General features: G+C 52.7%; 16 protein-coding genes and 1 tRNA gene. 11 read left to right on the top strand and 6 right to left on the bottom strand.

Going from position 1 to position 20,076, the window contains the following annotated elements:
• Nucleotides 1-10: 10 nt before the first annotated feature.
• From citE to V6940_RS16010, 5 genes are read right to left on the bottom strand one after another with little or no spacing between them, the layout of a single operon-like run.
• On the bottom strand, nucleotides 11-886 hold the full coding sequence (citE, locus tag V6940_RS16030; protein ID WP_035892044.1) for a citrate (pro-3S)-lyase subunit beta: 876 nt from the start codon (nucleotides 884-886) through the stop codon (nucleotides 11-13).
• Nucleotides 886-1,176 (bottom strand): citrate lyase acyl carrier protein, encoded by a 291-nt coding sequence (citD, locus tag V6940_RS16025; RefSeq protein WP_333496513.1) that lies wholly within the window; start codon nucleotides 1,174-1,176, stop codon nucleotides 886-888. The genes citE and citD overlap by 1 nt, the downstream gene beginning before the upstream one ends.
• A gap of 16 nt (nucleotides 1,177-1,192) precedes the next feature.
• Nucleotides 1,193-2,212, bottom strand: coding sequence for a [citrate (pro-3S)-lyase] ligase (gene citC / locus V6940_RS16020; RefSeq protein WP_333496512.1), 1,020 nt, complete (start codon nucleotides 2,210-2,212; stop codon nucleotides 1,193-1,195).
• A 13-nt stretch (nucleotides 2,213-2,225) separates the two neighbouring features.
• Complete coding sequence (locus V6940_RS16015; protein ID WP_333496511.1) at nucleotides 2,226-3,089, bottom strand: fumarylacetoacetate hydrolase family protein; 864 nt, start codon at nucleotides 3,087-3,089, stop codon at nucleotides 2,226-2,228.
• 13 nt (nucleotides 3,090-3,102) lie between these two features.
• Nucleotides 3,103-4,464: a 2-hydroxycarboxylate transporter family protein gene (locus tag V6940_RS16010; protein ID WP_035892049.1), complete on the bottom strand. Its 1,362-nt coding sequence runs from the start codon at nucleotides 4,462-4,464 to the stop codon at nucleotides 3,103-3,105.
• A 348-nt stretch (nucleotides 4,465-4,812) separates the two neighbouring features.
• On the opposite strand from V6940_RS16010, the gene V6940_RS16005 reads away from it, so the two are divergent.
• Together V6940_RS16005 and V6940_RS16000 are read left to right on the top strand one after the other, a co-directional pair.
• Entirely contained in the window at nucleotides 4,813-6,450 is a 1,638-nt protein-coding gene (locus V6940_RS16005; protein ID WP_333496510.1) for a sensor histidine kinase, read from the top strand.
• On the top strand, nucleotides 6,440-7,132 hold the full coding sequence (locus V6940_RS16000) for a response regulator (protein ID WP_333496509.1): 693 nt from the start codon (nucleotides 6,440-6,442) through the stop codon (nucleotides 7,130-7,132). Before V6940_RS16005 ends, V6940_RS16000 begins: the two co-directional genes overlap by 11 nt.
• A 33-nt stretch (nucleotides 7,133-7,165) precedes the next feature.
• Here the strand turns inward: V6940_RS16000 and V6940_RS15995 are convergent, their stop codons facing one another.
• Nucleotides 7,166-9,301, bottom strand: coding sequence for an ornithine decarboxylase (locus tag V6940_RS15995; RefSeq protein ID WP_333496508.1), 2,136 nt, complete (start codon nucleotides 9,299-9,301; stop codon nucleotides 7,166-7,168).
• 418 nt (nucleotides 9,302-9,719) lie between these two features.
• On the opposite strand from V6940_RS15995, the gene V6940_RS15990 reads away from it, so the two are divergent.
• From V6940_RS15990 to V6940_RS15950, 9 genes are all read left to right on the top strand, one after another.
• The gene (locus V6940_RS15990; protein ID WP_333496507.1) at nucleotides 9,720-10,427 is read left to right on the top strand and encodes a DUF554 domain-containing protein; all 708 of its coding nucleotides are present in this window, start codon (nucleotides 9,720-9,722) and stop codon (nucleotides 10,425-10,427) included.
• 105 nt (nucleotides 10,428-10,532) lie between these two features.
• Nucleotides 10,533-10,608 (top strand) — tRNA-Phe (locus tag V6940_RS15985).
• Nucleotides 10,609-10,803: 195 nt separating this feature from the next.
• Entirely contained in the window at nucleotides 10,804-12,057 is a 1,254-nt protein-coding gene (locus V6940_RS15980; protein ID WP_040232077.1) for a tyrosine-type recombinase/integrase, read from the top strand.
• 206 nt (nucleotides 12,058-12,263) lie between these two features.
• Complete coding sequence (locus tag V6940_RS15975; protein ID WP_040232076.1) at nucleotides 12,264-13,325, top strand: nucleoid-associated protein; 1,062 nt, start codon at nucleotides 12,264-12,266, stop codon at nucleotides 13,323-13,325.
• Nucleotides 13,297-14,781, top strand: a complete 1,485-nt coding sequence (locus V6940_RS15970; protein ID WP_040232075.1) for a hypothetical protein — start codon at nucleotides 13,297-13,299, stop codon at nucleotides 14,779-14,781. Before V6940_RS15975 ends, V6940_RS15970 begins: the two co-directional genes overlap by 29 nt.
• A gap of 1,294 nt (nucleotides 14,782-16,075) precedes the next feature.
• Nucleotides 16,076-16,813, top strand: coding sequence for a glycine zipper domain-containing protein (locus tag V6940_RS15965; protein WP_040232073.1), 738 nt, complete (start codon nucleotides 16,076-16,078; stop codon nucleotides 16,811-16,813).
• A 79-nt stretch (nucleotides 16,814-16,892) separates the two neighbouring features.
• On the top strand, nucleotides 16,893-17,375 hold the full coding sequence (locus tag V6940_RS15960) for a hypothetical protein (RefSeq protein WP_023288353.1): 483 nt from the start codon (nucleotides 16,893-16,895) through the stop codon (nucleotides 17,373-17,375).
• An 81-nt stretch (nucleotides 17,376-17,456) separates the two neighbouring features.
• Entirely contained in the window at nucleotides 17,457-18,569 is a 1,113-nt protein-coding gene (locus V6940_RS15955; RefSeq protein ID WP_073970863.1) for a tellurite resistance domain protein, read from the top strand.
• A 49-nt stretch (nucleotides 18,570-18,618) separates the two neighbouring features.
• On the top strand, nucleotides 18,619-20,064 hold the full coding sequence (locus V6940_RS15950; protein ID WP_047358976.1) for an SrfA family protein: 1,446 nt from the start codon (nucleotides 18,619-18,621) through the stop codon (nucleotides 20,062-20,064).
• Nucleotides 20,065-20,076: the final 12 nt, after the last annotated feature.

Here is a 20,076-nt window from a genome sequence, read left to right as displayed (position 1 = left end):
TGTTTTATCCTTAACGACGCACGCCGGAAGCCGCCGCGCGTTCCAGCACCCGCTGCGCGTGGTCAATAATCGGCGCATCCACCATTTTGCCGTTGAGCGACACGACGCCCAGCCCGTTGCGCTCGCCCTCTTCCGCGGCTTCAATCACCCGCTGCGCATGGTCAACTTCCTGCTGCGTTGGCGCGTAGGCGTTGTGTAAGAGGTCAATCTGTCGTGGGTTAATCAGTGATTTGCCGTTAAAGCCCATCTTGCGAATCAGCTCCACTTCCCGCAGGAACCCGGCTTCATCGTTAACGTCTGACCACACCACGTCGAAGGCATCAATATGCGCGGCGCGCGCGGCGTGCAGCACGGCGCAGCGGGCATAGAACAGTTCGGTACCGTCGCCGCGTTCGGTCTGCATGTCCATCACGTAGTCAAACGCCGCCAGCGCAATGCCGATAAGCCGCGGGGAGCTGCGGGCAATCGCCACGGCGTTAATCACGCCAATCGCCGATTCAATGGCCGCCATTACCCGGGTAGAGCCCACTTCGCGCCCGCACTCACGTTCAATGCGCTCAAGGTGGCCTTCCAGCTCGAAAATATCGTCCGGGGTATCGGTTTTCGGCAGGCGAATCACGTCAACGCCGCCACGAACCGCCGCTTCCAGATCCAGCAGGCCAAACGGTGTGCTGAGCGGGTTAATACGCACGACGGTTTCAATGTCCTGATACATCGGGTGCTGCAAGGCATGGAAAACCAGCAGGCGCGCGGTGTCTTTCTCACGCAGCGCCACCGCGTCTTCGAGGTCGAACATGATAGAGTCGGGGCGATAGATAAACGCGGTGGAGAGCATGGCGGCGTTTGCACCCGGCAGGAACAACATACTGCGGCGAAGTTTACTCATCACAGTTTCTCCCAGGCAATCTGCTGCGCGTCCGTTGCGCGCAGCACCGCGCTTTGCAGACGGGCGCGGATAACACAGTCCAGCGCACCTTTGTCTTCTACGATAACCAGCCCTTGCTGCACGCCCATCGTGCGCAGGGTCTCGGCTACGACCAGGCGAATCTGCTCGCCAAACTGCTTCATCACTTCACTGTGGATGACAATCTCCAGCTCGCCGTTGGCGGGGGCGATTTTCACCATCAGGTCGCTGGACTCCTGCGTTCCGGCCAGCGCCTCCCTTACGATTTTCATGATTTAGTCCTGATAGTTATGCGACTTCCGCACTGTAATGCACTTCTAAATGCGCGAAAGTGGATGCCGGGACAATGTCCCGGATTCGAGAAAATTGCTGTGTTTTCAGTAAGCGGCGCACTTCCGATGCCGAAATGGCGTTACCCGTGACCTTAATGCGCGGGATCTCCACCACCGTGATGTCGCCCTCAAGCAACGCGTGCAGCGTCTGGTTGTACTGTCGGGTGACATCGCAAAATGGCTCAGAGCCGATGAAACGATGGGTAATGCCCAGCGCCGGCGCGATGTTATTGCGAAATAACAGCACGTCGATTTCACTCCACGCCTGCTGCACTTTGCCGGTTTCTTTGAGGAAATAGGCCGGGAAGGTGGCGCGGGAGATGATGTACTGCGAGCCCTCATGCACCGTGACGTTGGGCAGATGCGCCACGCCCGCCCGCACCATTTCCAGACGAGCCTGGAACGGGAAGAACGACGCATCCTCGCGCACCACAAACAGGTGCAGCCAGTCGCACTGCGCCGCCGCCGTTTCCACCAGATGACGGTGGCCGAGAGTGAACGGGTTCGCATTCATCACGATAGCGCCCACCTTTTCCCCCGGCCTGCGTTTCTGGCTGAGCGCGCGGCAGTAACGCTGAATCCCCTGCGGGGTGTTTTCCATCAGCACCGCGTTGTTACCGCTTTGGGCAATGGGCCAGAAACCACTACGGGCAAAGCGCTCTTTGTTGCACGGACGCGTGCAGAGGAAAAGGTGGAAATGGCCCAAGGCCAGCGCCACGTTCTCCACTTCGGCCAGCAGACGGGCGCTCAGGTTGGCGCCGCGCTGGCGTTCATCAACCGCCACGCATTTGATAACGTTCGCCGCCAGACCCGCACAGCCCACCAGCGTTTCCCCGGACCAGGCTTCAACAAACAGCGAGATGTCGCTGTCCATGCCGAGACCGCTGTCGACCAGCAACGAACGAATCGAATCTAAACGTTCCGGATGTTCCGCTACCAGGGTGACCCGGAAATCGAAAGTGGGTTGCGTGTGCATCGTGCCGCCTTACTTAGTGCGCTGCCGTCAGCGTGTTCGCTGGCGCTTCCATGATGATGTTGCTGAGGTGGCCGATGTGCTCAATTTCCACCTCAATACGGTCGCCTTCCTGCATAAACAGCGGCGGGTTACGCTTTTTGCCGACGCCGCCAGGGGAGCCGGTGATGATCACATCGCCAGGGCTCAGGCGGGTGAAGGTGCTGATGTATTCAATCAGTTCCGCCACCTTGTGGATCATGCTGCTGGTGTTGTCGTCCTGCACCATGCGGCCGTTCAGCCAGGTGCGGATGGTAAGCTGGTGCGGGTCAGGAATTTCATCCGCCGTGGTCATCCATGGGCCGAATGCCCCGGTCTGACGCCAGTTTTTCCCGGCGGTAAACCACGTGTGCTGCCAGTCGCGGGCGGAGCCGTCCATGTAGCAGCTGTAGCCTGCTACATGGCGCAGCGCGTCTTCACGACTGATGTTCTCGCCCCCCTTACCGATAATCACCGCCAGCTCGCCTTCATAGTCAAACTCACGCGAATGACGCGGTTTCAATACCGGTGCGTTATGCGCCGTCTGGGAATCCGGGAAGCGGACGAACAACGTCGGCGCCGGGTTATGCTGGTCAAACTCTTTACGTTTTTCGGCGTAGTTCATGCCCACGCAGAGGATCTTTTCCGGGTGCTCAATCACCGGTAAAAAGGTCGCGGCGTCCATCGGTACATCCACCGCATCGTTGAGATAGCGCGTGGCGTCCGCCAGCCCGTTGCCCTCCAGCAGCGCCTTCAGGTCAGCGTAGCGGTCGCCCAGGCGGCGGCCTAAATCAATCATCCCCTGGGTCTTTACGATGCCGTAGCTGCGTACGCCCTGATAGATAAAGCTTGCGAGTTTCATTATTCAGTCCTGATTAAACGAGGAAGTTACCCAGTACCAGCAGCGAGATAGAGACGTTAATCGCCCCACCGATACGAGTTGCAATCTGTGCGAACGGCATCAGGCTCATACGGTTACCGGCGGTCAGAATGGCCACATCACCGGTACCGCCCTGTCCGCTCTGGCAGCAGGAGACGATGGCGACATCAATCGGGTGCATGCCGATTTTTTTACCGACGAAGAAGCCGGTGGCGACCAGCGCCGACACGGTGCTGACGATGACCAGCAGGTTGCTGATGGTGAAAGCGTTAACCAGCTCCTGCCACGGCGTGATAGCCACACCGACGGCAAACAGAATCGGGTAGGTCACGGAGGTCTGGAAGAATTTGTAAACCACCTGAGAACCTTCCAGCAGACGCGGAGAAGCCGCGTTGCACAGTTTCACCAGTACCGCCATAAACAGCATGCCAACCGGTGCCGGCAGGCCAATCAGTTTGTGGCCCAGCATCCCCAGCATATAAAGCAGTACTGCCAGCAGCGCACCGGAAGCGATGGTGGTAACGTCGGTTTTACCGGATACCGTTGGCTGCGAAGATTGCGTATCCGCGTTAGCGCGGTTTGGCATCAGTTGGCCTTCGCCGGTCAGGTGCGGGTAGCGTTTACCCAGTTGGTTAAGGCAGCCGGAGATGATGATGGCAGTCAGGCCGCCAAGCATGACCATCGGCAGTACGCGACCGAGCGCCACGCCCTGATCCATATGCAGCAAGGTGGCGTAACCAATAGACAACGGAATTGCCCCTTCACCTACGCCGCCCGCCATAATCGGCAGAATGATAAAGAAGAAGATCTGGAACGGTTCAAGACCCAGCGCCATCCCCACGCCCATGCCGACAATCATGCCGACGATTTCGCCGCACAGCATCGGGAAGAAGATGCGCAGGAAGCCCTGAATCAGCACCGTACGATTCATGCTCATGATGCTGCCGACGATAATGCAGCAGATGTAGAGATAAAGAATGTTGGTCGATTTATAGAATTTAGTGGTCGACTCCACCACCACGTCCGGCAGCAGGCCGTAGTACACCATTGCCGAAGGAATGAAGGTGGCGCAAATCGCCGCCGCACCCAGCTTGCCAACAATCGGCAGGCGCTTACCAAACTCGCCGCAGGCAAAACCAAAAAACGCCAGCGTTGCCACCATCACCACGATATCGCTCGGCAGCTTGCCGCCCAGACAATCAATCGCGATGAGTACCCCGGCCAGCAAAAACAGCGGCAGTGGAATAATGCCAACTTTCCAGGTATCCATAATATGCCACCAGCGTTCTTTAAGCGCCGGACGCTGAATTTCTATCGGGTCGTGGGTTACAGAGAATGAATCATCAGTTGTGCTCATAATGAAGCCCTTTTGGTTATTTTGTATTTTTAGCCTAAGGGCTTAAAGGCTTACTTTATGTGAGTGAAAGCATATTAAAACCGAAGTTTTAATGGCGCCTATGGTTTTAATGGTTTCTTTTATTTAATGTGATTAACGCCTTATTTATAAGCGTGGTTTTTATGGTTTCTATTCTAAATTGAACAAATAAATAACATTTATTAATTTAACCTTAATTAAACCCACTTTTCAGAAAATTCCCTGTCATGGCGCGGCTGTGCAAGGGATCACAAGTTTCCGGCAAACACGCTGGCATCATGAAAAAAGATGATATATTGGCAACTTCCCTTGCTGCCCTGCGTGAGAGTAATGAAAGTATCATTTCAGATTAAACTTTTTATTTCGCTGGTTGCCTTTTTCTCGGTGCTGTTTGTGCTATTGGGTAGCTATTATTATATCGACATGGGCAAGCAGCTCTATCAGGAGATGAGTGGCCGCGCCAAAATACAGGCGGAGGAAATTGCTATCATCCCAAGCTTGCGCAAACAGGTTGCCGATAAAAACATCCCGGCAATCCATGATTTTATGCAAAAGTTAGTCGCACGAAGCGACGCCAGTTTTATTGTTATTGGTGATAATGAAGGTCGGCATCTATTTCATTCCGTATTTAACGATCGCGTAGGCACTACGCTTGTCGGCGGCGATAACGAGGCCGTGTTGCAGGGTAAGAGCACCACTACCATTCGCCAGGGCGGGCTAGGCATCTCATTGCGCAGTAAAGCGCCAATTTTTGATGACAAGGGCCAGGTGGTTGGGATTGTCTCCGTCGGCTACCTCACCAGCTATCTCGACAGCATCACCGTCAACAAGGTGGTGAATATCCTGATTGCCGCCATCCTGCTTCTGCTGGCGCTGTTTATCTTCTCCTGGTTTTTCACCCGCAGTATTAAAAAACAGATTTTCTCCCTCGAACCGCGAGAGATAGGGCTACTGGTGCGTCAGCAGAAAGCCATGATGGAGTCTATCTACGAAGGCGTTATCGCCATTGACGACAACCTGCGCATCGAGGTGATTAACCAGGCGGCCAGAAAGCTGCTCGGCCTCAGCCTTCCGGCGCGCCGACTGCGGGGACAGCTGATTAGCGACGTCATTGCCCCTATGCCGTTCTTCAACCGCGACACCATGCTCAAGCAGGATACCCACGATGAGATCTGCCATTTTAACGATCTGACGGTAATTGCCAGTCGCGTGCGGATCATGATGGAAAACACGCTTCAGGGTTGGGTGGTAACCTTCCGCGATCGCAACGAGATCGATACGCTCAGCGCCCAGCTGAGCCAGGTAAAACGCTACGTTGATAACCTGCGCATTATGCGCCACGAGCAGCTTAATCGGATGACCACTCTCTCCGGGCTACTGCATATGGAGCGCTACGACGAAGCCATTCGCTTTATTCAGGCCCAGTCGGAGCACGCACAGGAACTGCTCGACTTTATCTCCTCACGCTTTAGCTCGCCGACACTGTGCGGCCTGCTGCTGGGGAAAGCCGCTCGCGCCCGTGAAAAAGGTGTCGCGCTGCGTTTTGATCCGGGCTGCCTGATGGACAGGCCGTTTGTGCCGCTGGCCGAGTCCGAGGTCATCTCTATTATTGGCAATCTACTGGATAACGCCATCGAAGCGACGCAGCGCGCCCCGCTTCCTCATGAACCCGTAGAAGTGATGATTAAGCTGAACGATCGAGAGTTAATCATCGAGGTTGCCGATCAGGGAATCGGCATTAAACCGGAGATCCGCGAGCGGATATTTGAACGCGGGATCACCACCAAAACGCGGGGCGATCACGGTATTGGGCTGTATCTGATCGAAAGCTATGTCACCCAGGCTGGCGGTTTAATCGAAGTTGCCGATAACACGCCACGCGGCACGATTTTCTCACTGTTTATCCCGGCGACGGGAACGGCCCGGTGTACCTCACAGGAACTGGAAGATACCGACTATGCAACATGAACTTATCGATGTACTCATCGTTGAAGATGAAAATGAACTGGCGCAACTCCACGCGGAGCTTATCAGCAAGCACCCACACCTGCGGCTCGTCGGCATCGCCTCTTCACTGGCGGACGCTCAGGCACAGCTCAAGAGCAAGCAGCCGCAGCTATTGCTGCTGGATAACTACCTGCCCGATGGCAAAGGCATTACGCTCATCAGCAACCCCATGCTGGTGCAGGCCAACTGCTCGGTGATTTTCATCACCGCTGCCAGCGATATGGACACCTGTAGCCTGGCGATTCGCAACGGGGCGTTCGACTACATCCTAAAACCGGTATCGTGGAAACGTCTGAGTCAGTCTCTGGAACGTTTCGTTCAGTTCGCCGAGCAGCAGCGGGTATGGAAAATCGTCGACCAGCAGAACGTTGATTCACTTTATCAGCTACAGGCCAAAAATTATCGCCAGGACAGCGGCAGTAAAGGCATTGAGGAAAAAACGCTGGCGCTGGTGCAAAAGCTGTTTAACGACCAGGCCGCGCACTGCTTCTCGGTGGATGAGGTGGTAAGCGAAACGGGGTTGAGCAAAACCACCACCCGCCGCTATCTGGAACACTGTGTAGAAGCGGGCTTTTTAAGTGTAGAAATGCTGTATGGCAAGATTGGTCATCCGCGTCGCATGTACCGCCGCAGCGCCGTGTAACCCCCCTCACCCGCAGGATGAGGGGGCCTGGCTTTATTTCAGCACATACCCGAACAGCCGGCTGATACCGTCGGCATCCTTCTCGCTATAAACCCCCTGAAGCTCCGGCGAGAAGCCCGGCAGCAGGTTCACACCCTCTTCCAGCGCCAGGAAGTAGCGCTGCACCGCGCCGCCCCACACTTCCCCTGGCACCACGCATAGCACGCCCGGCGGGTACGGCAGTGCCCCTTCGGCGGCAATGCGCCCTTCCGCTTCGCTGATACGCACCAGCTCCACGTTGCCGCGAATAAACTCGCTGTTGGCATCCTGCGGGTTCATCACCACAGCAGGCAGGCTGGCTTTGCGGAACATCGCTTTTTGCAGATCCTTGACGTCAAAGCTGACGTACAGGTCGTGCATCTCCTGACACAGTTCACGCAGAGTGTAATCGCGATAGCGCACCGGGTATTTGTTGTAGATGGTCGGCAGCACGTCCGCCAGCGGCGTGTCATCTTCGATGTGCTGCTCAAACTGACCAAACATCGCCACCAGCTGCGCCATTTTCTCGGCGGATTCCGCTGGCGTCAGCAGGAAGAGGATCGAATTGAGATCGCACTTCTCCGGCACAATACCGTTCTCACGCAGGTAGTGCGCGAGGATCGTCGCCGGGATGCCGAACTCGGTGTATTCCCCAGTTTGTGCATCAATGCCCGGCGTGGTCAGCAGCAGCTTGCACGGATCGACGAAGTACTGATCCTGCGCATAGCCTGCAAAGCCGTGCCAGCGCGCGCCCGGCGCAAAGCTGAAGAAACGACGTTCGCTAGCGATGGTTTTAGTTGGGTGATCCTGCCACGGGCGGCCGTCGACGATCGGCGGGATAAACGGCTGGATCATCTTGCAGTTCGCCACAATCGCTTTACGCGCTTCAATGCCCAGCTCAACGCACTCCGCCCACAGGCGGCGGCCGCTCTCCCCTTCATGGATTTTGGCGTTCACGTCCAGCGCCGCAAACAGCGGGTAGAACGGACTGGTTGAGGCGTGCAGCATAAAGGCGTTGTTCAGCCGCTTATGCGGGCAGAAACGTGCCTGGCCGCGAATGTGGTTATCTTTCTTGTGGATCTGCGAGGTCTGCGAGAACCCGGCCTGCTGTTTGTGCACCGACTGGGTGACAAAAATCCCGGGATCGTTTTCGTTAAGATCCAGCAGCAGCGGCGAGGTATCCGCCATCATGTCGATAAACTGCTCGTAGCCCACCCAAGCAGAGTCGAACAGGATGTAGTCGCAGAGGTGGCCGATTTTATCCACCACCTGACGGGCGTTGTAGATAGTGCCGTCATAAGTACCAAGCTGAATGATCGCCAGGCGGAACGGGCGCGCATCATCGGCTTTCTCTGGCGCCACCTCGCGGATCTGCTCACGCAGGTAGCTGTCGTCAAAACAGTGGTCGTCAATGCCGCCGATAAAACCGAACGGGTTGCGCGCCGCTTCCAGGTATACCGGCGTTGCCCCGGCCTGAATCAGCGCGCCGTGGTGGTTGGATTTGTGGTTGTTACGGTCGAACAGCACCAGATCGCCACGGGTGAGCAGCGCGTTGGTCACCACCTTGTTGGCCGCCGAAGTGCCGTTCAGCACAAAGTAGGTTTTGTCGGCGTTAAAGACCTTCGCCGCGAACTTCTGCGCGTGCTTGGCGGAACCTTCGTGGATAAGCAGATCGCCGAGCTTTACGTCGGCATTGCACATGTCGGCACGAAACACGTTCTCACCAAAGAAGTCATAGAACTGACGGCCCGCCGGGTGCTTTTTAAAGAACGCGCCGTGCTGATGGCCTGGACAGGCAAAGGTGCTATTGCCCATCTCGACGTACTGGGTCAGGGTGTCGAAGAACGGCGGCAGAAGGTCTTCTTCGTAGCGGCAGGCCGCCGTTTCCAGCTCCAGCCACTCCTGCTCTTTTCCGCTAATGACCGCATTCACGCCTTCCGGCGCGCTAATCGCGTCCGTCGTCAGCACGAAGACCGGCAGGTTAAAGCCGGTACGTTTGAGTAATGCCAGAATGCCGCTGTGGCTGTCCGCCACCGTAATGACGACTGCTGCGACATCGGTAAAGTCGGTGCCGTCCAGCGCCACCACGCTACGATGGGTGGAGAGGCGGGAGACCAGTTCACGACTGGCAGCAATGTGCATTGATTTCATAAGCGCAACGACCCACTCAGGGAGAATAAAAGCCCCGGACAAAGCCGCTGGCTTTGTCCCATAAAGCGTCTGGGTGCAACTGGGTTACAGCTCCGACCGCCAGACATCAGTAAAAGCAGACATGGTCTAATCTTACTGTTGTCCTGCAGTGAGCGTGCGTTGGCTTCACCGCATGGTGAGCAATGAGAAAGGGGCAGACCTTCGCATGCAGGCGAAGTGGCACTGGCGATGTAATGGCAAAGATGTCATTGCAGGCGGCCCCGATTCAGGAAAGGAGAAAATTCGCGCAATCATGGCACCATTCACCAGGGGGTGCAAGACGAAATTTTTATGCACTAATACCACGGAGAAACAAGCACTGAACCGATTAATCAGTCCATAATAATGCAGGACTTATCGATAAGTAACAGGAGTTAACGTGGTAATAGGCCCATTTATTAATGCCGGCGCGGTGCTGGTCGGAGGCTTGATCGGTGCGCTGCTCAGCCAGCGCTTACCCGAGCGTATTCGCATTTCAATGACCTCGATTTTTGGCCTTGCCTCGCTGGGGATTGGCCTGCTGCTGGTGATTAAATGCGCCAATATGCCGGTGATGGTGCTGGCAACGCTGGTCGGCGCGCTGATTGGCGAGTTTTGCTTTCTGGAAAAAGGCATCAATAAAGCCGTTTCCAGCGTACAAAAGCGAATGCTCAAGCCGGGAAAAAGCAGCCAGCACGAGAACTTTATTCAAAGCTTCGTGGCGATTATCGTGCTGTTCTGCGCCAGCGGGACGGGAATTTTCGGGTCGATGCATGAAGGTATGACCGGCGACCCGACCATTCTTATCGCCAAGTCGTTTCTCGATTTCTTCACCGCGATGATCTTTGCCTGCTCGCTCGGTTTTGCGGTCTGCGCCATCAGCGTGCCGATGCTTATCATCCAGCTCTCGCTGGCGTTCTGCGCGTTCCTTATCCTGCCGCTGACCACTCCCGCCATGATGGCCGACTTCACCGCCGTCGGCGGCCTGCTGCTGTTGGCAACCGGGCTGCGCATCTGCGGGATTAAGATGTTTGCGGTGGTGAATATGCTGCCCGCACTGCTGCTGGCGATGCCGATTTCGGCGGCGTGGACGGCGTTTTTTGTCTGACCCCACGTGCAAAACGGGCAAAGTGGTGATAGATTGTGCAACTCGCCGCAAATTTTATAAATTTCGTTGACGAGTCGAGGCGATTACGGTTTAATGCGCCCCGTTGCCCGGATAGCTCAGTCGGTAGAGCAGGGGATTGAAAATCCCCGTGTCCTTGGTTCGATTCCGAGTCCGGGCACCAAATTCATATCAACGGACCTCCACGGAGGTCCGTTTTTGCATTCTGAACCCGCGAAAATCAACACATCCACAATACGTTAACTCCACCCAACTCAATCAAATTCAACCCGCTTCAAGTCCCTTGCGAGGGTACAACTGAGGGTATAGTCTGATTCGATAAAATTTATACCCCTTTTACTATCAGGAGACCCCACCAATGGCGCTCACTGACGCTAAAATCCGGGCAGCTAAACCGGATGAAAAACCTTATAAACTTGCTGACAGCGGCAACATGTTTTTGCTCGTTCACCCTAACGGCTCGCGTTACTGGCGACTCCGCTATCGGTTTCTGGGCAAAGAGAAAACGCTCGCTCTGGGCGTCTATCCTGAAGTCTCATTATCAGAAGCAAGGGAAAAGCGCGATGCGGCAAGGAAACAGATAACGGAGGGAATTGATCCGTGCGAACAGAAACGAGTAAAGAAAGCAGTACAGGAGGCCAGCAATACGTTCGAGCTTGTTGCACGTCAGTGGCACAAGAGCAACAAAAAATGGTCCGAAGCTCACAGCGAGAAGGTGCTCAAAAGTCTTGAGAGTCACGTATTTCCTCTTATCGGCTCACGTGATATTACCACCCTCAGAACTCCCGATTTACTTGTCCCCGTTAAAACAGCCGAATCCAAAGAGATATATGAGATTGCAGCCCGCCTTCAGCAGCGTATCACTGCCATCATGCGCTATGCTGCCCAGTCCGGCATTATCAGCTATAACCCTGCCGTGGATATGGCTGGTGCTTTAACGACGGTGAAGCGTCAGCATCGCCCTGCCCTCGCCTTAAATCGCATTTCAGAGCTGCTTGAACGACTGGACAACTACAGAGGACAACCTCTCACCCGGCTGGCAACCAAACTTACCCTGCTTATTTTCATACGTTCCAGTGAACTACGCTTTGCTAGGTGGTCTGAGATCGACTTCAAGAAAGCCATGTGGACCATTCCTCCCGAGCGGAAACCTATTGAAGGGGTCAAGTACTCGCATCGAGGCTCTAAAATGCGTACAGAGCATCTGGTCCCGCTATCAACTCAGGCACTGGATATTCTCAAACAAATCCAAGCCATCAGCGGGGAATATGAACTGATTTTCACTGGCGATCACAATCCATGGAAACCCATGAGTGAAAATACAGTGAATAACGCACTACGTCTTATGGGCTACGATACAAAGGTCGATGTCTGTGGTCACGGCTTCCGGGCAATGGCCTGTAGTTCGTTGATTGAGTCAGGATTATGGTCGAGAGATGCTGTGGAGCGCCAGATGAGCCATCAGGAACGTAATGGCGTACGTGCGGCCTACATTCATAAAGCTGAGTTCTTAGATGAACGCAAATTGATGCTGCAATGGTGGGCAGATTTTCTCGATGCGAATAGTGAAAATCCGGTCTCACCTTTCGATTACGCCAGACAACAATTATAATCTATTCTCCCGGCAGAAATGCCGGGAGAATGTTTACTTATTCTTTCCCTGTATACATTTATTCACAGAGGGGTTGATGGCAAGCTGCCGCCTGTCCTTGTGATGAACTATTTTACGTAGGTACAGGTGATTACCTATACTACCCGCTTTAAAGCATGTCACAGCAATTAACGATAAAATAAGACACGAAATAACGGGGTGTCACTATGAGTTTTTTAACGGATGAAGAAATTAATGCACTGACAATAAAACGAATGATTTTTCATGTCGTTGGTGGGGAACTGGAGATCCCAGTGCTGCTCAGCGAAATATCACCACCTGAACACGTCGATTTTTTTCTGGAACGGATTAAGTCTGCATTAAGCGGTAACATGTTCCGGTTTACGGAATTGTCCAATACCGAGCGTATTCTGCGGCTCATAAGGAACAATGCCGATACCGACGCTAGTTGCTTCACCGAACAGTCCACCTTTCTGGCAAACGATTTTCAGTCTCATCACCACACAAAAAATGCCAGCATGGGGGTATTTTTTCTTTTTGAGCTTCACACCCTCAATGATGAAAAACTGTTTGCCCTCATTAAATATGATAACGAGGACGTGGTACGTTACGTGCTGGATGCGGAGGGAGACGAGTTTCAGGTTCCCAGACTCGAACGTTTCCGCGAAAGCTTCGTCAAGAAAGCTGAAGCCATGCAGAAAATTGCTCTGGTCCGCCTGACGGCAGATGCTCAGGGTGGGCGGGTTGTCGTTCGGGATCGCAGCAAACGAACCAATATCTCCGTTTATTTTGAGCGTTTTTTACAGGTACAGCGCGTCAACAGTACAACCGATCTCAGCGACAAACTGGTTGCCGCACTCAAGGATGTCTTCAAAAAGCATCGAGACCTGTTACCGGACGACATCAGACGCAGCGGTGTTAACAAGATTTATGAAACGTTACATCACGGGGCGCAGGATTTTAACACCGATGAACCCCTTTCCCTGCTTAACCAGATTTTTGGACCAATGGAAGAAGATCATCCGCTGGTCAAATCCTTTACCCGTAAAATAAAAGACCTGGGAATTTCAGGTGAATCTTTCCGGATCACCCCTGAGAACATTCCTAAGCCACGGAAAAGAAAACTGGTAACTCTGGAAGATGTTATTGTTATCTACGATGAGGATAATGCACCGGATATCCAAACGATGGAAGACGGGCGAAAACGTATAGTGATAGTGACTGCAGGGCTGGTGACAGATGACATCGATACTGGAAAAAATCGGTAAGGCAATTGACTGCTCACGCCGCACATCTGATCTGGTGATCACTGAAGATCAGCAAACCACCACCCGGAAATTGTTCATTTCTGGAACCATGGATAATGACACCCTTCAGTTATGGGGGGAAGTAATGGATACCGATGCCGAAAATCTCAGGATCACCTTTGTTGATGATAGTCGAGATGATATCCACCCCGCACAAGGTATCCCCGGTCAGAAGCACTTTATCACCATCATCAGCGATGAACTCCCCGGAATTTTGCGCCTCTTCACCTTGGAAGGTTGGCGTTCGTTTTTACTCCAGGATCCCAGGCTCTGTCAGTATCACCGCATCTACGCCCTGTTTATCAACGAAGCATTTGAAACACAACAATGGAAGGTCGCGCCGTGGAAAAAAATGCTCCCGGATGAGAGTGAAAGCGACGTCCCAACTCAGACGGCCTCCGTCACAAAAAGCATTATCCGTTGTTTTTCAACTGACTTTCTTCCCCCAGATACCATTGCACCTTGGATCCTGATATCCGGCGATACAGTGATCGACGAATCAATGAGACTCTGGGAGTCACTCGCTTGTCGGGAGTTGTTGAAATGTTTCGTCAATGAGCTTTTTGCTGCCGAAATAAAAAAGGTCGGACTGTCAGGAAAACCGCCGCGGAAAATCCCTTTCGGGGAAGAACATGCGGCTCTGCCCGCCTTTGACGTCATTCAGGAAACAGCAAAATGGATTTTTCTGGAAGGAAACGAAACCGAGCTTAAACATACCTTTTTGTCCAGTGAACTGGCCAGAGAATGGCCTGAGGGCGTTACGTTTTGTGAAGGCATTGTGTATCGACTCTCCCCGGCACTGGAGTCAGCCCGACTTCTCTACAAGGCCCATATCCGGACAGGGGGAAAAGACACCCTGAAATCGCTGGGCGATTTGCGAAAAAGTCTGACAGAGGACACACAAAAAATTCTGCAGCAGTCGCGTGACCTGTCTTCCACGTTGTGGAAAGATATGGCCCTGGTTATCAGCACTCTGATCCTTCGCTACAGTCTGGAGGCCCTAAAGGCAAGTGGTCCGCAAAAAGTGTATGCTCTGGCATTTTGTGCACTGGCCCTGTATATCGCCATCTCATACGGGATGTCGGTCTATATCAACCGGAATGCCCTTTCACTGCTGGAACAAAACAGAATAACCTGGAGAAGTAAGTTATATGGTTTTCTGGATGAACAAGATTATCAGGAGCTTGCGGGTCTTCCCATTAATACCGCAATGTGGTCATATCGCCGGGTTGAGCGAATAACGTCGGCCATTATGCTCGTACTGGTTACGCTATTACTCACGGCAGCAGCAAGTGAATTCTGGTCGCTAAGTATGATCATGCATTCTGGATACACTTGGGTTATGAGTGCGCTGCAGTTTCTGACATCCACGGCCCTGCGAGGCCCGAACGATTTCCAGTGTGTCCTTCAAGGCTGAAATGAAACAATCAGAGATCATAGCAGGCTCTGGTAATGAGCAACTCTCATGGTTATCTGCTTTCAGGTAACTAAACAGAAATTCATTTTGCCCTGTCGGTCATCTCGCAACTGCTTTCCCCATCGCGTCATGGTAGAAAGAACCACCCCCATAGCACTGTCCGCAGTTGCAATGGTGTAGTTCTACTCAAGGACCATTTGTGCGGATTCGTATTTAAATTCAGCACTGAAATTTCTTTTTTTTCATTGGGATGCCTGTATTGTTCTGAGATGAGCGTATCACCTTTGTTCAGGTGGTAAAATTCTGTAAACCACTACAGTTATCGCTGAAGCTAATCCTGAGTAAAACGGTGGATCAATATTAGAATGTAGGTGGAGATGTAAGTGGATCACTTTTCACCCGTCGTTGACATCCTAACCCTGTACTAAAAAGTCTTCCAATTTAATCGTGCGCGGAATCGATTCATAAAATGATTTTAACAAACATTGATGGATGAACAAAACCACATTGTATATTCCGTTAGAAAAAATTCACTACACCCTTTTTTAGATTCATAGATACTTGCATCAGATCACGGACATATAATCAAGAAGGTGATAGTAAATGAAAATTTCATGCATATTAAATTAAAACCCCCCCTATCTCCCAAAAGTATATTTCAAGGTTTCCATTAACATTCCCGCCTGCCACTTTACGTACACTCATCCTTCCACGCATACACAAAACACTGCAACTAATAAACAACTACATTAAGGTATCAAATACAGATTACATCGGCGAAAACAAGAACTGTAACCCTACCTACATCACAAGCAAAGACGGCAGCATACTTGTGATTTATCGGCATTTCTGGCATGATCTTTAGTGTGTTTAATACAGATTAATCAGTTGAATCAACATCCTAATTGTACACACTGGAAAAATGTCAGACGTTGAGATACATTCACGGAATGTATGTTTTATGTGGAGATATCCTCCCATGTTTCATGGTAAGGCCTACGAATTCGAAAATGTCGATTATTTTTAAAAAAGATGTGTTTCAGCAGCAAGGCCAACATAAAGTGATACGAAAACACAAAATTGCATAAGCTGTCAGTGCGGGATACCTACGAACACATAATAACGCATTGCAATTAATTTATTGCTTATTATTTAAATACTCTTTGAATAGCTCTTTTGACATCTTATAACTAATACAATAATCAGTAATGTCGGACAAAATCATTACTAATTCTAAATTTTTAGTTGATACAGCTTGCTTGTCGTTACTTAATTATTTTTAAGGAAAAAGATTGTGAATACATTTAACCGAACTACCACATGCATCGTGATTTCCGCAGCATTGTTACTTGGAGGCTGTGCCAATACAGGAAGCTCTCTCCTGTCTGGGACAAAGCCGGATCCTCGCCTTACCACCACAGAACAATCACAGTTCTTTAGCGCTTCTGGTGCACAAGGTTGTGGCGTAGGCGCCGTATCCGGCGCAGCTCTCGGCGCGTTAGTAGGGGCGTTAGCAGGTGACTCGAAGAAAGCGCTTGCCGGCGCTGCAATTGGTGGCGCAGCTGGCTGTGCTGCAGGTATGACCGCTAACTACTATCTTGATGGCCTGAAAAAAGATTATGCCTCTACAGCCGATCGTCTGCAGGCTATGGATAATGACATCAGCAAAGATACCGCAGCGGTTGAAAAATCGACGCTGGCGATGAAACAAGTTATTAGCGAAAACCAGGCCACCTTAACCAAAATCAGCATCCAAAAAGATAAAGCTGGATTTGATAAAGTCGGTGCGAAAACCCAGCTGGCGCAAATTGATGCCAACATCAGCAAGATGAAAGAGACCATGAAAGGCATGAAGGATAAAGAATCTGCCTATAAGGTCGCTTTACAAGGTCAAACGACCACCACAAGTGCAGAGAAAAGCAAGCTGGCAAATTTGAACAAAGAATATGCCAATCTCAATAGCAAGATTGCTGCTCTGGAACAAGAAACCAACGAGCTGTATGAACAGCGCCAGGCGATCTCCCTTGGTTAACCCTTTCGGCCGATAGCATTATCGGCCGGTTTAAGACTGCTTAAAGCAGCGTTATTCGACGCTAATGATGGATTATTTGATGAGAAAATACGCACTTCTTGCCGCCCTTGTCCTTACGGGTTGTACTACGTCCCCCCAGGACTGTGATTTACACGCACAAGATCCAAGCTTTATTACCAAACTGAGCTGCGCCACGTCGGGTGGTTATCGTCAGCAGGTTGATCAAAAAGAACAGCAGGTTCGTCTGAGCCAATATCAAAATGAATCGGCCAGGCAACAGCAGGATTATACCCAAAACAGACAGCAGACCTTAAATCAAAAGCTGGCAGATGAACAAGCAAGGCTAAATGCCGTGCGTTCGGATCTGTCGCAGACTCTCGCAAAACTGAAATCAAGCAAGATTCAAAGCCGCGAACGCCAGCAGGAAATTGCCAAATTGCAGGAGCTGCAGCGCCAGTCACAAACGGCAACGAGCGCCAGCGAAATTTCAGCGATTGAGAAAAAGGTCGCCGAAGCCAAGCACAAAATTAAAGTTCTCGAAGAAGCAAATACGCTCCGCTAAAAGCGCAGAAAACGTTCCGGCTGTCTGAGATGCGATGATACACATCTCATGCATATCACCCACAACAATAATGATTTGCTTATGCAACGATTAACAACTGCCGCGCCGATTGATGAAGCAACGCTGACAACCTATGAAGAGACGGTCGGTATCATACATCGTCATCTTCCTCCTTCACTGGCGCTGCTGTATGCCACCGCGCGTCGCAATGCTGAAGGACGCCTGGAGTGGTGGACAGCACGTCAGGGGCTGGCTAAACCTTTTTCCGCACTGAATGACGCCGAACGGCTGACTGTTGAGAATAAACGTCAGCAATATCAGGACATTCTGGCGGGGTTAATCAGCCAGCTGGCCGCGCGCGGCGAAGATAAGTCAGCACATGCGTTGCAAACGCTGCTCACCCAATCACACCACCTCGACGGCTATAGCGTCGGCGGCGAACCGGTGTTGGTCAATTGGGCCACAGCCAGCACAGCGGCCCCCCTCCATACAGTAGTGGTTATCCCCTGGTGGCGCGGTTTTCTTCCTTGGCTGGCATTATTGCTACTGCTGCTCCTGCTCGTCGGTGTCTGGTGGTGGTTTACACATCGCCCGGCCGTGAAGCTCCCCGTTGTTACACCAACCCATACCGAATTAACTGACACCAATCCCAGCGTGAAGCTTGAGAAACGTCAGGATTTTGGCCGGATAAAAATCAATCTGCAGTGGAAGCAGGGGGACCACAAAGAGCCTGTCGATCTCGATATTGCCGCCTTTGTGCGCTTAAAAAACGGTGAAATCAGCGGCGCTGAGGCGCTGAGTCATTTGCCCGGCAACTATGACCAGCCACCGTATCTGCTGCTGCAGGAAGATCTGCGTGAAGGCAATGACGTGGATGGCGAATGGCTTTTCGTCAACGGCAGCCACTGGCAGGACATTGATGAGGTGTTGATTTATAGCTTCATTTACGCTGGCACCGATAACTGGCAAGGGACAAACGCCTCCGTCACCCTCTATGTCCCCGAACAGCAGCCGATTACATCCATGCTCACGGATAGCGACCAGCGTAATAATGTCGCCGCCATCGCCAGGCTCAAAAATGTCGATGGCAATATTCAGGTTGAACGCCTTGACCGTTTCTTCCCCGACCGCGAGTCGATGGATAAGCACTATGGCTGGGGTTTCAAATGGACGCCCGGCGCGACCAAAAATTAGCCTGTACCACTGTGGCTTTAGTCAAATTACAGCCTTTAAGGGTTAGATAATGCGAAATTCGATTCAGGGACCACTACTTCGTACCGGAAATAACTCTTCATTCAAGGCGCTGGGTGAAACGGGCTATCCTGTTTTCAAGATGGCCTTCCAGCTACGCGAAGCCATCTATCGTCTTGATGCAGGGCGCGATCTGGCCCGTCATCTGGCTATCCCGCAAAACGATCAGGGCGGTGACAGAACCGACTGGTACAGCAGTTTTCCCGGCGATGTTATCCCGTGGAGCGGCGCAAGCGAAGCGGAGCGAGAATCGGCGCGCCAGCAATTTAATGCGTTTCAAATGGCAGTGCAGTCACTAAGCGAACAGCTGCTCAACGCGGAGCAAAGCGGAACCGGCGGCGATCGTCGGGTCTTTGCCCAGTTGCTTAAATCTGTGACCCATTTCCCCGATTATGAGTTTGTCTATCTCGTTAATGGAACGCTGGTGATCACCTTTTGGGGGTTTGTCCACCCGGAAGGGGAACAACGTCACCCGATGCATTGGCTGAGTTCATCGTCCGTTCCCGCCGCCGCCCTCGCGGCCGTTCCGCCGCAGGCCAGCGCCACGGAAAAAACCGTCGAACCCGCTCCCGCGCCCTTTGTTGATATTCGAACGCGCCGCTGGCGCTGGCGTTGGTTGCTATGGCTACTTTTGGCGTTACTGCTGCTGGCGCTGCTGTTAGGGCTGCTCCGCGGCTGCGCTCCTTCTCTTTCCCTGCCGGGCCTCCCTGGTCTTTCTGCGGATAAAACCACGGTCACCGCTGAACCTGTGGCTACGCACCCGGCCGCCAGCACCCATGACGTGGCGATCAGGGGGTCAGAAACCGCCGTTGGCGCTCGCGCCGTACCCGGCATTGTGGAAGGGTCAACCGCGGACGCGCATCCTGCGCTGGATTCAACGGTGCCCGCGATGCCTGCCGACACATCTGACAGAGCGGTAGACGGCGATGCGCCGCCGCCGGCTAACGCAAATGAAGCCAGCGTAGAACCGCCACTGCCGCCCGGCGTACAGGATACCCACGACGAGCAGACGCCTCCGGGCGTGACTCCGGTAACCGCCCCGCCGCTCGTTGCGCCGCAGGGCGAACCGTTAACCCTCCCGGCCACGCTGCCGGACGGCCCGGCGAAGTTTCTTAACGGCGAATGGCGCGTGAATGGCGGTATTCAGGACAAGCACACCGGACGCCCGCTCCAGCTGCAATATAATTTTGACCAGGGCAACGGCACCGTCAGCGTCCGCCAGTCCAGCGGCGTAACGTGCCGTGGCCCAGCCAACGGTAACGTGCAGCAGGGGGCGCTCAACATTACCAACCCTGAGCAAATGACCTGCAGCGATGGCTCAAACTTTATTGTGCCGACCATCGAGTGCAAATCACCTTCCGCGGGTCATGCCGATTGTATTGGCAGCAACGATGGGGAAAAAACCTTCCCGATTCGTATGCTTCAACCTAATTCCTGAACAGGGACGAGA

The organism is Kluyvera sp. CHPC 1.251, from assembly GCF_036759945.1.
In the GTDB taxonomy this organism is placed as follows: Bacteria; Pseudomonadota; Gammaproteobacteria; order Enterobacterales; family Enterobacteriaceae; genus Kluyvera; species Kluyvera sichuanensis.
This window is presented reverse-complemented; position numbering and strand designations above follow the sequence as displayed.

Bases quoted from the DNA above. Each gene is read 5' to 3' on its own strand.
- citD (WP_333496513.1), bottom strand. From the start codon at position 1,176: ATGAAAATCGTAAGGGAGGCGCTGGCCGGAACGCAGGAGTCCAGCGAC.
- V6940_RS16000 (WP_333496509.1), top strand. From the start codon at position 6,440: ATGCAACATGAACTTATCGATGTACTCATCGTTGAAGATGAAAATGAA.
- V6940_RS15995 (WP_333496508.1), bottom strand. From the start codon at position 9,301: ATGAAATCAATGCACATTGCTGCCAGTCGTGAACTGGTCTCCCGCCTC.
- V6940_RS15980 (WP_040232077.1), top strand. From the start codon at position 10,804: ATGGCGCTCACTGACGCTAAAATCCGGGCAGCTAAACCGGATGAAAAA.
- V6940_RS16010 (WP_035892049.1), bottom strand. From the start codon at position 4,464: ATGAGCACAACTGATGATTCATTCTCTGTAACCCACGACCCGATAGAA.
- citE (WP_035892044.1), bottom strand. From the start codon at position 886: ATGAGTAAACTTCGCCGCAGTATGTTGTTCCTGCCGGGTGCAAACGCC.
- V6940_RS15950 (WP_047358976.1), top strand. From the start codon at position 18,619: ATGCGAAATTCGATTCAGGGACCACTACTTCGTACCGGAAATAACTCT.
- citC (WP_333496512.1), bottom strand. From the start codon at position 2,212: ATGCACACGCAACCCACTTTCGATTTCCGGGTCACCCTGGTAGCGGAA.
- V6940_RS15970 (WP_040232075.1), top strand. From the start codon at position 13,297: ATGACATCGATACTGGAAAAAATCGGTAAGGCAATTGACTGCTCACGC.
- V6940_RS15975 (WP_040232076.1), top strand. From the start codon at position 12,264: ATGAGTTTTTTAACGGATGAAGAAATTAATGCACTGACAATAAAACGA.
- V6940_RS16015 (WP_333496511.1), bottom strand. From the start codon at position 3,089: ATGAAACTCGCAAGCTTTATCTATCAGGGCGTACGCAGCTACGGCATC.
- V6940_RS15960 (WP_023288353.1), top strand. From the start codon at position 16,893: ATGAGAAAATACGCACTTCTTGCCGCCCTTGTCCTTACGGGTTGTACT.
- V6940_RS16005 (WP_333496510.1), top strand. From the start codon at position 4,813: ATGAAAGTATCATTTCAGATTAAACTTTTTATTTCGCTGGTTGCCTTT.
- V6940_RS15955 (WP_073970863.1), top strand. From the start codon at position 17,457: ATGCAACGATTAACAACTGCCGCGCCGATTGATGAAGCAACGCTGACA.